10 protein-coding genes are annotated in these 12,454 nt (G+C 70.5%); 5 read left to right on the top strand and 5 right to left on the bottom strand.

What is annotated here, in order from left to right:
* Positions 1-110 precede the first annotated feature (110 nt).
* Positions 111-1,472 (top strand): HNH endonuclease signature motif containing protein, encoded by a 1,362-nt coding sequence (locus GA0111570_RS15700; protein ID WP_092613492.1) that lies wholly within the window; start codon positions 111-113, stop codon positions 1,470-1,472.
* Positions 1,473-1,476: 4 nt separating this feature from the next.
* Here the strand turns inward: GA0111570_RS15700 and GA0111570_RS15695 are convergent, their stop codons facing one another.
* From GA0111570_RS15695 to GA0111570_RS15685, 3 genes are all read right to left on the bottom strand, one after another.
* Positions 1,477-2,094, bottom strand: coding sequence for a hypothetical protein (locus tag GA0111570_RS15695; RefSeq protein ID WP_092613490.1), 618 nt, complete (start codon positions 2,092-2,094; stop codon positions 1,477-1,479).
* 68 nt (positions 2,095-2,162) lie between these two features.
* Complete coding sequence (locus GA0111570_RS15690; protein WP_217634220.1) at positions 2,163-3,401, bottom strand: MFS transporter; 1,239 nt, start codon at positions 3,399-3,401, stop codon at positions 2,163-2,165.
* Positions 3,402-3,410: 9 nt separating this feature from the next.
* Positions 3,411-4,685, bottom strand: a complete 1,275-nt coding sequence (locus GA0111570_RS15685) for a class I SAM-dependent methyltransferase (protein WP_139283286.1) — start codon at positions 4,683-4,685, stop codon at positions 3,411-3,413.
* A gap of 125 nt (positions 4,686-4,810) precedes the next feature.
* Between GA0111570_RS15685 and GA0111570_RS15680 the strand changes: the two genes are divergently transcribed.
* Positions 4,811-7,690, top strand: coding sequence for a cation-translocating P-type ATPase (locus tag GA0111570_RS15680; RefSeq protein WP_245703255.1), 2,880 nt, complete (start codon positions 4,811-4,813; stop codon positions 7,688-7,690).
* Here GA0111570_RS15680 and GA0111570_RS15675 read toward each other — a convergent pair.
* Together GA0111570_RS15675 and GA0111570_RS15670 are read right to left on the bottom strand one after the other, a co-directional pair.
* Positions 7,623-8,450: a hypothetical protein gene (locus GA0111570_RS15675; protein ID WP_092613482.1), complete on the bottom strand. Its 828-nt coding sequence runs from the start codon at positions 8,448-8,450 to the stop codon at positions 7,623-7,625. The genes GA0111570_RS15680 and GA0111570_RS15675 overlap by 68 nt on opposite strands.
* 9 nt (positions 8,451-8,459) lie before the next feature.
* Positions 8,460-9,503 carry a PHP domain-containing protein gene (locus GA0111570_RS15670; RefSeq protein ID WP_092613480.1) on the bottom strand — a complete coding sequence of 348 codons (1,044 nt, stop codon included), beginning with the start codon at positions 9,501-9,503 and terminating at the stop codon, positions 8,460-8,462.
* 455 nt (positions 9,504-9,958) lie between these two features.
* Between GA0111570_RS15670 and GA0111570_RS15665 the strand changes: the two genes are divergently transcribed.
* From GA0111570_RS15665 to GA0111570_RS15655, 3 genes are all read left to right on the top strand, one after another.
* On the top strand, positions 9,959-10,546 hold the full coding sequence (locus tag GA0111570_RS15665) for a L,D-transpeptidase (RefSeq protein WP_245703254.1): 588 nt from the start codon (positions 9,959-9,961) through the stop codon (positions 10,544-10,546).
* 165 nt (positions 10,547-10,711) lie between these two features.
* Positions 10,712-11,524, top strand: a complete 813-nt coding sequence (locus GA0111570_RS15660) for a DUF1684 domain-containing protein (RefSeq protein WP_217634218.1) — start codon at positions 10,712-10,714, stop codon at positions 11,522-11,524.
* Positions 11,525-11,867: 343 nt separating this feature from the next.
* The coding region (locus GA0111570_RS15655; RefSeq protein ID WP_092613592.1) for a YceI family protein at positions 11,868-12,454 on the top strand (587 nt) is incomplete at its 3' end.

Genomic DNA, 12,454 nt, shown 5'->3' with positions numbered 1-12,454 from the left:
CAACCCCGACAACCCCGACGCCTCTAGACCCCAGCGACCCGACGACCCGACACCAGGTGAATCGGCTACCTGTACGAAAATTGTCAGAGGGTCTCCGTAGCGTACGAGCCATGGACACGATCGCAGCCACCAGTGAGCAGCCGGACGGGACCCCACCCGTCGCGCTGGCCCGCGCCGTCGCGGAGGTCGAGCGGTTCCTGTCCGCGAGCCCGACCGGCCTTCCGGATGCAGATCTCCTTGCCGCCTCACGTACGTTGCAGGGCCTGACCTCGATGGTGCAGGCCGCGGACCTGAGGATCGTGCACGAGATCGACACCCGAGGGACCACCGATGCGCTGGCCGGCTGCCCCACCAACGCCTGGCTGCGCGAGTCGAACCGGGTCACGGCCCGGCAGGCCAACGGTGCCGTCCGCTCGGCCGCCGACCTGGCCGGTCATCCCCACGTCGGGGCGGCCTTGGCCCGCGGGAACGCGTCCCCCGAGCAGTGCCGCGGTCTCCTGACCGGCCTGTCCGAGCTCCCCGAGGACCTGCCGGCGGACATCGCCGATGCCGTCGAGCGGTTCCTGGTCGGGTGCCTGGACCGCTTCGACCCGGATGAGCTGCGCCGGTTGGCGGCCCACGCGTTGGAGGTGGTGGCTCCCGAGATCGCCGAGGAGGCGCTCCGGCGCGCCCTCGAGCAGCAGCATGCGCGGGCGCAGCGTCGACGGCGGCTCACCTGGGCCCGCGACGGCCACGGATCGGTGTTCTTCCGGGTCAAGCTCCCCACCCTGGAGGCCGAGGAGCTGATCACCCAGCTCGACGCGTACGTCGACCGGGCCCGGCGACTCGACGAGGCCGATGCCGAGGGCGCCGACCCCGCCTACGTCCCGCCCACCCTCGACCAGCGGCGCGCCGATGCCCTGATGAGCATCGTCCGGGCCTGCTGCAGCGAGGCGCGGGCACCTTTCCACGGCGGGGACAGGCCTCGGATCACGGTCATCGCGTGGGCCGACGACCTGCGTCAGCGCTTGGGCATCGGGGTGCTCGCGGACTCCGGCGAACCGATCTCCGCCGGCGAGCTGCGTCACCTGGCCTGCGATGCCGATCTGCTACCGGTCGTGCTGGGCGGCCCGAGCCAGCTCCTCGACGTGGGGCGGACGATGCGGCTGGTCTCCGGTGACCTGCGCCAGGCCGTCCACCTGCGCGACGGCGGCTGTGCCTTCCCCGGCTGCGACCATCGCCCTCGCCACTGCGAGGTGCACCACATCATCCCGTGGGCCCAGGGCGGCGCCACAGCGCTGCCGAACCTCGTGCTGTTGTGCCGCCACCACCATGCCCTGGTCGAACCGGACCCCCGGTCGGAACCCGGCTCCCGCTGGGAGGTGCAGATGGGGCCTGACGGCATCCCGGAAGTCCTGCCGCCCCAGCGCCGCGGGTCGGAGCGGGCCCCCAGGCGCCACGCCAGGTATGCGATGCGCGGACCGAGCGGGTGAGCGGTCAGCCGGTGTGGCTCAGCACGTGGGCGAAGATGACCTCTCGATCCGAGGGTTCGTGGAAGGTCACCCCCCTCAGGGTGGCACGTTGTCGTGCATCGGCGAGGGCGGCGAAGGCGTCGCGCCCGGCGGCGGGGTCGTCCCATACCGTGCCGACCTTGCCCCTGCGTGTGTCGCGGTCGACCAGCAGCCGGGCCGCGCGGCAGCCGGATAGATTGGCGAGCGCAGGCAGGGTCTCGCCCATCAGGAGTCCGACGCCGATCTCGAGCATCGACGGATCATCGATGTCGTACGGGAGGACCTGAAGGGTGCAGCCGACAGTGGGGGCCGGATCGGCGACGAACTCGAACGGCATCTCATAGGTGCGGACGGACCGCAGTTGCCGGTGGGTGCTCCCGAGCCAGATCTCCTGCAGGTGCTCGGAGAGCTCCTCGGTGATCAGGACCGACTCCAGCGTTTCCCAGCTGGCCAGGGTCCACACGGTTCCGGTGGAATCACAGCTCGCGGTCAGACCGCGATATCCCGGGATCCCCTCGAAGATGGGGACGACTCCGGTGTGCAGAAATTCCACGACCACATCCCGGTCGTAGACGCCTGCAGTGGTGACGATTCTGGCGTACATGATGAACCTCGCAAGGTGCGGTGCCCCGGACAGCCTTTGTTGACGGCCGCCGGCGACCATCTGCAAGTTTACGCCCGGTCATGTAGCTCGTCGTCAACGTACGTACGACGCGCCAGACGCAATCCGGACAGCGTCATCACCACGGCCACGCCCATCATCGCCCAGAGCACCACCGTCCAGCCGCCGGTGGCCTGGTAGACCACGCCGACCAGCAGCGGACCGATCCCCGCCAGCAGGTAGCCAAAGGGCTGGACGAAGCCGGAGACCCGCGCCGTGACGTGCGGGTCCCTGGACCGGGCGGTGATCATCGCGATCGCCGCGGTGAACGTCCAGCCGCCGCAGCCCAGCAGCAGCGCCCACAACCACGGCACGCGCGCCGGCGCCACCAGCAGTCCGGCCCAGCCCGCGATGGTCAGCGCGCCGAAGGCCCAGATCCCCGGGGCAAGGTTCGAGGCGGTGGCGACCCACCCGGGCATCAGGAACCCGCCGATCACCCCGATCCCGGAGATCATCGCCAACAGGGCGCCGGCCGAGGTGGCGGAGAGTCCGGCATCCCGATAGACCTGCGGCAGCCAGCCGAACTGGACGTACGCGGTCAGGGCCTGCATGCCGAAGAACACGCCCAGTGCCACGGCCGTGGGAGAGCGCAGCACCGAGCCGGACGGCGGAAGAAGGGGCGAGCCGGCACGATCGGCGAGGTCGGCCCGTTCCCGGATGGCCAGCACCAGCCAGGGCGCCAGGCCGAGCGCGGCGGTCAGGCCCCACACGCCCAGGGCCGCCCGCCATCCTCCCGGGGCGTGCTGGGCGATCGGCGAGGCCACCATCGACCCGATGCCCGCACTGACCAGCAGCGTCACGCCGTAGGCGGTCATCAGCCGGGTGACGTGGGACCCGCCGTGCCGCTTGATCCACGCCGGGACCAAGACGTTGCCGAGCGCCATGCCGGCCAGACCGAGCAGCGTGCAGGCCAGGAAGGCCACGGTGGAGCCGGTGAAGGTCCGCGCCAGCAGGCCGGCCACCACGACGACCAGCCCCACCAGCAGTCCGCCGGTCAGGCCGATCCGGCGCGACAACGCCACCGCGACGGCCCCGATGGCAGCAAAGGTCAGTCCCGGCAGGGCGGTGAGCACCCCGGCGGTGGTGGCGCTGATGCCGAGGTCGGCGCGGAGTTCAGCGATCACGGGCCCGACGGAGGTGGCGCCCGGGCGCAGCGCGGCTGCCATCAGCACCACGGCGGCCAGGGCCAGGCCAGGCCCGACGAGCCCGCCGGCGCGGGCATTACGGTCTGGGTCTCTGTCCTGGGTCACACGCGGAGGCTAGCCCGCCACCGGTGGGGAGGGAACCAGGTTCGCCGCACGCTGGACCACCAGCGCCCGGGCACCGGCCGGCGTGGGCGTCAGGACGAGGGTGGCGGCGTTCGGCCCGGCGGGGCGCAGCTTGCGGCGCAGGGCCGCCGGATCGACGTCGATACCGCGCTTCTTGATCTCCAGCCGGCCGACCTCCCGGTCCCGCACCCACTCGCGCAGCACGCGTTCCTTGGTCGGCAGCACCTCGAGGACGCGGAAGACAGTGGCGAACGGGGTCGGGGCGACGTCGTCGCTGACCAGGTAGGCGATGTCCGGGGCGACCCTGCCGGCGCCGAGCGCCGCCGCGAGGCGATCGACCGCCCCGGCCCGGATCACGGCCGCGTCGGGTTCCCACAGCACCGTCCCGACCTCGGGCATCCGGACCGGCGTGGCCCGGTCCTCTGCCACCAGCTGCTGCAGGGATCCGTCGTCGGCGAGCAGGGTCGCTGTCCGCGAGCCCGGTGCGGGCAGCGCCGCTCCGCCCTCGCCGCGCCACAGGGCGACCTCGACCAGGTCACCCCGATGGCTGACCCACTCGGCACCGACCGACTCGGGGATCATCCGGTACGGCAACCCGGGGCCCAGCTTGAGGCAGCCCACTCCCCCGTCCTCGGCGGCGCGTTCCAGCAGGGCCAGAGCCCAGTCCCACGAGGGGGTGAAGTCGGCGGGGTTCCAGGAGCGGCCCGCCCCGGTGCGGCGGGCGGGATCGGCGTACGCGGCCGTCCCCGGTGACCACAGCCGGTCCAGCAGCTCGACCGCATCGCCCTGCAGCACCCGGACCTGGCCGGTCGCGATGGCGGGGGCGAGGTTGGCGGCGGCGTACGCGGCGGTGGTCGGGTCCAGCTCGACGGCGACCACCTCCATCCCCAGTTCGACGAACGCCGCCGTGTCGGTCCCCAGGCCGCAGCCCAGGTCGAGCACCCGGCGAGCGCCCGCGGTGGCGAGCACCCGGGCCCGATGGAGGGCGACGGCCGGCCGGGTGGCCTGCTCCAGGCCGGCCCGGGTCAGCAGCAGCGCATCGGCCTCCTCGCCGAACTTCGCCCGGGCGCGGTGCCGCAGCTCGGCCTGGGTCAGCGCGGCCGCGGCGTGTGGTCCGTGGCGCTTGCGCATCCGCTCCACGGCCGAGGGCGCCTCGGTGTCCGGCAGCGCGAATGCCTCCGCGATCGCGGCCTGTCCGGCCGGGCCGGTGAGCCAGGCCACCTCCTCGGTGGGGGTCGGCGGCTCCGCCATGGATGTTCCCTTCATGGGTGCTCCCTTTCATGGGGTGTTCCCGGTGGGTGTTCCTGGCGCGGAACGGGTGAGGACCATTGTCGCCGATCCCGCACCCCGACACCCCGCGCGCTTGACCTTGGGGACCTACCGTGGACGGTGTGGGAAGCGAAAAGATGTCACCACCGGCCCTGCCCGAGGCCGACACACCGGGCGATGTGACCCTTCGGCCCGCCCCGGACGTCGCCGATGACCTGAACGTCGCCCCGGAGCACGGCCTGACCTCGGCGGAGGCCGCCACCCGGCTCGTCTCGTACGGCCCCAATGACCTGCAGGGTGCCCCTCCGGTGCCCTGGTGGCGGAAGTTCCTGCGCCAGTTCCAGGACCCATTGGTCTACCTGCTGCTCGTCGCCGTCGCGATCTCCCTGGCCGCCTGGATCCTCGAAGGCGCGGTCGGGGTGCCCGTCGACGTCGTGGTGATCCTGGCGATCCTGCTGCTGAACGCCGTGATCGGGTACGCCCAGCTGCGCAAGGCCGACACCGCCGTCGCGGCGCTGGCCTCGATGACGGCCGCCCGGTCGACGGTGCTGCGGGATGGACGACAGTCCGTCGTCCCGTCCAGCGAACTCGTCCCCGGCGACATCCTGTTGCTGGCCGAGGGGGACGCGGTCGGCGCCGATGCCCGGCTGCTCACCGCCACCGCGCTGCAGGTGCAGGAGTCCTCGCTGACCGGCGAGTCGAGTGCGGTCACCAAGCAGGCCGGCCCGCTCCCCTCGCCGATGCCGCTCGGCGACCGTACGAACATGGTCTTCAAGGGCACCGGGGTGGCCACCGGGGTCGGGCGCGCCGTGGTGACCTCGACCGGCATGGACACCCAGATGGGCGCGATCGCGCACATGCTGGCCACGACCGAGCAGGAGGACTCCCCGCTGACCCACGAGATCGCGCTGGTCTCCCGGATGCTCGGGGTCGTCGTGGTCTCCATCGCCGTGGTGGTGATGGTCGCGCTCGTCCTGGTCAACGGGGTCCGCACCGGCGCAGGCTTCGTGGACGTGCTGCTGCTCGGGGTCTCGCTGGCGGTCGCGGCCGTACCGGAAGGCCTGCCGGCGATCCTGTCGGTGGTGCTGGCGATCGGGGTCCAGCAGCTCGCCCGGCAACGCGCGGTGGTCAAGGAGCTGCACGCCGTCGAGACGCTCGGCTCGGCCTCGGTGATCGGATCGGACAAGACCGGCACCCTGACCCGCAACGAGATGACCATCCAGAAGGTCGTCACCGCCTCGGGCACGGTCGACCTGACCGGCACCGGCTACGCCCCGGTCGGTGAGGCGCTGGTCGAGGGGCGACTGCTGACCGAGGGGCCGCAGCTGAGCGAGGCCCGGGCCCTCCTGGTGCAGGGATCCCTGTCCAGCAACGCGCAGCTCACCGAGACCGACGGCGACTGGACGGTGCAGGGCGACCCCACCGAGGGGGCTTTCCTGGTCGCCGTCCGCAAGCTCGAGGGCGGCACCCAGCGGATGGACGCCTACCGGCGGATCGCCGAGGTGCCGTTCACCTCCGAGCGCCGGATGATGTCGACCCTGCAGGCCCACCCCGAACGCACCCGGCTGATGACCAAGGGCGCGCCCGACGTGCTGCTGGCGCATTGCGACAGCTACCGGGTCGGGGAGGAGGTCCGCCCGCTCGACCAGGGCGTACTCGACCACGTCCTGGCCGAGGTGGAGGCGCTGTCCTCCCAGGCCTACCGGACCCTTGGGGTCGCCTACCGCGATGTCCCCGCGCGAGAGGTCAGCACCGACCTCGACCACGCCATCGAGCACCACCTGGTGTACGTGGGGATGGTCGCGATCATCGACCCGCCCCGCGAGGAGGCGCGCACGGCGATCGCCGAGGCGCACCGGGCCGGGATCCGTACGATCATGATCACCGGCGACCACCCGAGCACCGCGGCCCGGATCGGGGCCGACCTCGGCATCATCGAGGAGGGCGGCCGGGCGCTGACCGGGGTGCAGCTCGACGAGCTGTCGGACGAGGGCTTCCGGCAGGCGGCCCGCGAGGTCTCGGTGTACGCGCGGGTGGCGCCGGAGCACAAGCTGCGGATCATCGACGCGCTCCAGGCCGACGACCGGATCGTCGCGATGACCGGCGACGGGGTGAACGATGCCCCGGCCCTGAAGTCCGCCGACATCGGCATCGCGATGGGGATCACCGGCACCGAGGTGACCAAGGACGCGGCCAAGATGATCCTGGCCGACGACAACTTCGCGACCATCGTGCAGGCCGTCCGGCAGGGGCGGGTGATCTTCGCCAACATCAAGAAGTTCCTGCGCTACCTGCTCAGCTCCAACATGGGCGAGGTCTTCACCGTCTTCCTCGGTGTGGTCCTGGCCGGCGTGATCGGGCTGCAGTCGCCGGTCGGTGGCGGGCTGGCCCTGCCGCTGCTGGCGACCCAGATCCTGTGGATCAACCTGGTCACGGACTCCGCGCCGGCACTGGCGATGGGCATCGACCCGCAGACCGACGACGTGATGGGCCAGCCTCCGCGCAACCCGGCCGAACGGATCATCGACCACCGGATGTGGCTCGGGATCATCCTGGTCGGTGCGGCGATGGGCCTGTCGACCCTGGCGACGATCGACATGTTCCTGCCCGGCGGACTGCTGCCCGGCCAGCACAGCTTCCAGGAGGCGCAGACCGCGGGCTTCACCACGCTCGTCTTCGCACAGCTGTTCAACGCGATCAACTCCCGGTCGGAGACGTCGTCGGCGTTCCACCGGCTGTTCGTGAACCCCTGGCTGTGGGGCGCGATCGGGGTTGTGGTGGTGCTGCAGGTGCTGGTGGTGCAGGTGCCGCTGCTGCAGACGGCCTTCAGCACCGCCCCCCTCACCCTCACCCAGTGGGCGACCTGCGTGGCGATGGGATCGGTCGTGCTGTGGTTCGACGAGCTCCGCAAGATCGTCCTGCGGGCCCTGGACGTCAGGCGGTCCGCGGGCGCCGGAGCGTCGCCAGCAGCCACACCAGCAACCCCAGCACCACGAGGGTGAACACCCCGATCGGCAGCGCGACGCTCCAGCCGGCGGGAAGGCCGTTGGCCGCCTGCACCGCCGGGGTGATCAGGATCGGCACACCGGTGAGCAACAGGAAGACCAGCGGGACCGGGGCCACCGCCACCGCGTACGGGCGGCGCCGCAGCACCTGCACGCCGATGCCGATGACCGCCGGCAGGAAGAAGGCGAGATCGAGGACGTGCACCGGGTTGGTCGGTAGGGCGAGTTCCGCGGCGCTGGCCGGGCGGGTACCCGAGAGCAGCGCGGACACGTCCTCGGACAGCCACAGCAATGCGAACAGCACCCCGGCGACGACCAGCACCCACCCGACGGCGGTGAGCAGCCGGGGGCCGGCGAACCGCTGCGCGATCGTACGATCCACCTCGGCCAGGCCGCCGATGAGGGCGAACGTGCACAGGGCGAGGACACCGACCCAGAGCAGGAACAGTGGTCCGAACGGGATCGAGAAGGTGTAGATCACGTAGTTGTAGACCGTGAAGGACAGCGCCCCGAGCCACAGCAGGTAGGCCCGGGCCGAGCCCCGGAGCGCCAGCGCCGCACTGACCAGGACCAGCGGCGAGGCGACGACCAGGTTGGCGATGTCCTGGGCGATCGCCTGGGGCCAGAACGCGGGGGTGAGGCCGGCGTACGGCCGGGGCCAGGCCAGTCCGACCACGCTGCCGGCGATGGCCAGCACCGCTGCGGCGACGGACAGCCACAACCAGGGGACGGCACGGGAAGGGGCGCGGGTGGCCATGTCGACAGGCTAGTGCCCGCGGGTCCCGGATCCGGCGGTCCACGCCAGCAGGTCCTCCACCGGCCAGGTGTTGACGATCCGCTCGGGCGGGACCCCGGCGTCCTCGGCGCGTTCACACCCGTACGGTTGCCAGGCCAGCTGGCCCGGGGCATGGGCGTCGGTATCGATGGCGAACAGGCAGCCGATCTCGACCGCCGACCGCAGCAGCCGCATCGGCGGGTCGAGACGCTCGGGCCGGGAGTTGATCTCCACCGCGACCCCGAACCGCTCGCAGGCGGCGAAGACCAGGTCGGCATCGAACGACGACTCCGGACGGGTGCCGCGACCACCGGTGACCAGGCGACCGGTGACGTGGCCAAGCACGTCGACCTGCGGATTCGCGATCGCCGTGACCATCCGCCGGGTCATCTGGTCGGCGGGCATCCGAAGCTTGGAGTGCACGCTGGCGACGACCACGTCGAGGCCCTCCAGCAGCCCCGGCTCCTGGTCGAGGGTGCCCTCCTCCAGGATGTCGACCTCGATGCCGGTGAGTACCCGGATGCCTTCCTGTCGCCGGTTCAGCTCGGCAACCACGTCCAGCTGTTCCCGCAGCCGGTCCGCGCTCAGCCCGTGTGCGACCGTCAAGCGGGGCGAATGGTCGGTCAGAGCGACATAGCGGTGGCCCAGGTCGGCGGCCGCGGCCACCATCTCCGGGATCGGGCTGCCGCCGTCTGACCAGTTCGAGTGCACGTGCAGGTCGCCGCGCAGGGCGCGTCGGATGGCTTCTCCCCCGCCGAGCGGCGCGGACGCCTCATCCTCGAGTTCGGCCAGGTACCCGGGCGTACGCCCGGCCAGCACATCGGCGACCACGGCAGCCGTACGCTTCCCGATGCCCGGCAGGTCGGTCAGCGTGCCCACCTCTGCGCGCTGGCGCAGCTCGTCGGGGCCGACGTGCTCGGCGGTGTCGGCAGCCTTACGGAAGGCACGTACCCGGTAGGTCTCGGCGCCCGTGCGCTCCAGCAGGTACGCGATCCGGCGCAGGGCACCGGCCGGATCGAGCCGCTCGATGGCCATGCGCCCAGTGTTCCACCCGTACGTGCGACCTGCGAGGCATGCTGGCCGGGCCGAAGATGTGTGCGACACGACACCGGGGAAAGCCCCCTCCGCTATCAAAGTGTGATGACGCCGGGCTGAACCCCCGCTGTTCGGCGAAGTTAGCATTTACTCATTGTTCTCTCAGGGTCACCCAGTTGCTGCACATCCCGGCTCGACACGTCCCCGTCACCGGCAGCAACGAGTGCCCCTCTCAACGGTTTCCCCCCGCCGTTGGGTCTGTCATGTCGCGCGCGAGACATTGCCCAACCTGTCAGTCCAACAACGTCGAAAGCCGTAGTTCCATGATTCGGAAGACCAGATTCGCCACCCTTCTTGCCCTTGTCCTCTTGGTCGTCACCGCGGTGGCCGCCTATCAGCCGGCCACCGCGGAAGCAGCCTCCCCCACTCTCAGGTATGGCGTCAGCAGTGGCCAGGTGAGGACCTTGCAGGAGGCTCTCGACCGCAACAAGCAGCGGGACTACTTCGCCTATTCCCGCGGCTACACCACTTACTTCGGCAGCTCCACGAAGAGCGCCCTGATGAACTGGGAGAAGGCCAACAGTCGCACCCGGGGAGTCTCGGTGAACGGGACCATCGTGGTCAACTCAGCGAAATGGAATCTGCTGATGAGCCAGCGCAGGGCCTCGAGTGGGAGCGACTCGCGCTGCATGACGGGCGCCCGGGTCCTGTGCGTCAGCAAGAAGGACAACAAGGTCCGTTACATGAAGAACGGCAAGGTCATCTACACCCTTGACGCTCGCTTCGGAAGCGCCGAGACGCCCACCCGAAGCGGGTCCTACAAGGTCTACTGGAAGAGCCGCTACCACGTCTCCTCGCTTTACCACACCTCCATGCCGTACGCGATGTTCTTCAGCGGTGGGCAAGCGGTGCACTATTCCCCCGATTTCGCCGCCCGCGGTTACCGCGGGGCGAGCCACGGGTGCGTGAACATCCGCGACCGGGCCACCATCGCGACGATCTTCGCGGAGGTGAGGACCGGGGACAAGGTCATCGTCTACTGAGGCGTCATCATCCACCGAGGCGGAGCACGATCTGCCCCGCCCCGCCGACTCCACTGCTGGTCCGGATCCCGCCCCTCGGGCACCGGACCAGCAGTTCTGCGTGGACCCCCTGGAGACCTGACCACGGGAGGCGGGTGGGTCACTTCCCGTGCGGACAATGGTGGAATGGTGCAACCGCACATCGAGCAGAGGACGAGGATGACCCAGGCGTACGACATCGACAGCTGGCACACCTTCCGGGCACGTCGCGAGGCCGAACTGGTCGAACCGCACGGCTGGCTCACCCTGCAGGGCTTCCACTGGTTGCCCACCAAGCCCGGTCCGCTGCCGGGGCTGCCCGGCACCTGGTCGGCGACCCAGGCGGAGGCCCGCCTCGATGCCACGGCGATCGACGGCCTGACGATCGACGGCGTCACCCTCGACGGGGCCAGCACGCTGACGGTGGCCGAGGCGGGACGCCTGCCGTGGGTCGACTTCGGCGAGGTCCAGGTCGAGCTGCTGCGCCGCGGGGGCCGGCTGGCGATCCGGCTGCGCGCGGAGAGTTCGGCGGCCCGCGAGGCGTTCGACGGGGTGGAGCACTTCGACTTCGACCCCGACTGGGTGATCGAGGGGACGTACGAGCCGTACGACGAGCTGCGCCCGACCGAGGTCGCCACGATCCGTCCGGACCTGCGCCAGTCGGTCAAGGCCTCCGGCGAGGTCCGCTTCACCCTGGACGGCCGCCCGCAGCGGCTGACCGTGACGTCGATGAAGTACGGCCTGGGCGTGGAGTTCCACGACCCGACCAATGGCGACGAGACTCCCGCATGGCGCCAGCTCAAGTTCGCCGAGCCCGACCCGGACGGGACGGTCGTGCTGGACTTCAACCGTACGGTCGACATGTGGTTCGCCTTCACGGCGTACGCGACCTGCCCGGCGCCGATCGAGGGCAACCACGTCACGGTGCCGGTGCGGGCGGGTGAGAAGACGCCCCGCTGAGGGAACGCGGACCCGGGTGCTCGGCACCGCGTCCATGGCGGCACGGAGCCGCCGCAGCTTCCCGGCAGTGACCCCCGAGGCGACATGATCGACCCGGGCCCCCGCGCCCTCCGGTCAGCACCGACCAGGCTCTCCGATCCAGTAATGGAACAGCCTGCCACCTTCCCCCCCAGGTTCGATCACCTCGCGATCCACGCTATGACAGCGAATTGCAAGGGTCGGGCAGCCAGCACTGCTTCAGCCAGGGCACCACCCCGCACTCGAAATAGTTGACGACTGGACAAACGGTTGTTGCAGTGCGTACTATTGAAACATCAACCACGACTCACCGATGGGTACCAACATGGCTTTCAATCTCTTCCGCAAGAACGACACCGAGACCACCACCGTTGCTGCTCCCGCCTCGAGCCCGCTGAACGACCTGGAGGGCACCTACACCCTCGACGCCTCCCACACCACGATCGGTTTCGTGGCCCGCCACGCGATGGTGACCAAGGTCCGCGGCTCCTTCGGCGAGTTCGTCGGCACCGCCACCACCGGCCGCAACCTTGAAGGTGCGAAGATCGACGTCACGATCCAGGTCGCCTCCGTCGACACCAAGTCGCCCGACCGCGACGGCCACCTGCAGTCCGCCGACTTCTTCGACGTCGCCTCCTACCCCACCATCACCTTCACCTCCACCGACATCACCGCCTCCGGCGACGTGCTGGCCGTGACCGGGGACCTGACCATCAAGGACGTCACCAAGTCGGTCACCATCGACTTCGAGTACGCCGGTGCCGCCCTGGACCCCTTCGGCAACACCCGCCTCGGCCTGGAAGGCTCCGTCGTCGTCGACCGCAAGGACTTCGGCCTGGTCTGGAACGCCGCCCTCGAGACCGGCGGCGTCCTCGTCTCCGACAAGATCACCCTCGAGTTCGAGATCTCCGC

The organism is Raineyella antarctica (genome assembly GCF_900092135.1).
Classification (GTDB): domain Bacteria; phylum Actinomycetota; class Actinomycetes; order Propionibacteriales; family Propionibacteriaceae; genus Raineyella; species Raineyella antarctica.
This window is presented reverse-complemented; position numbering and strand designations above follow the sequence as displayed.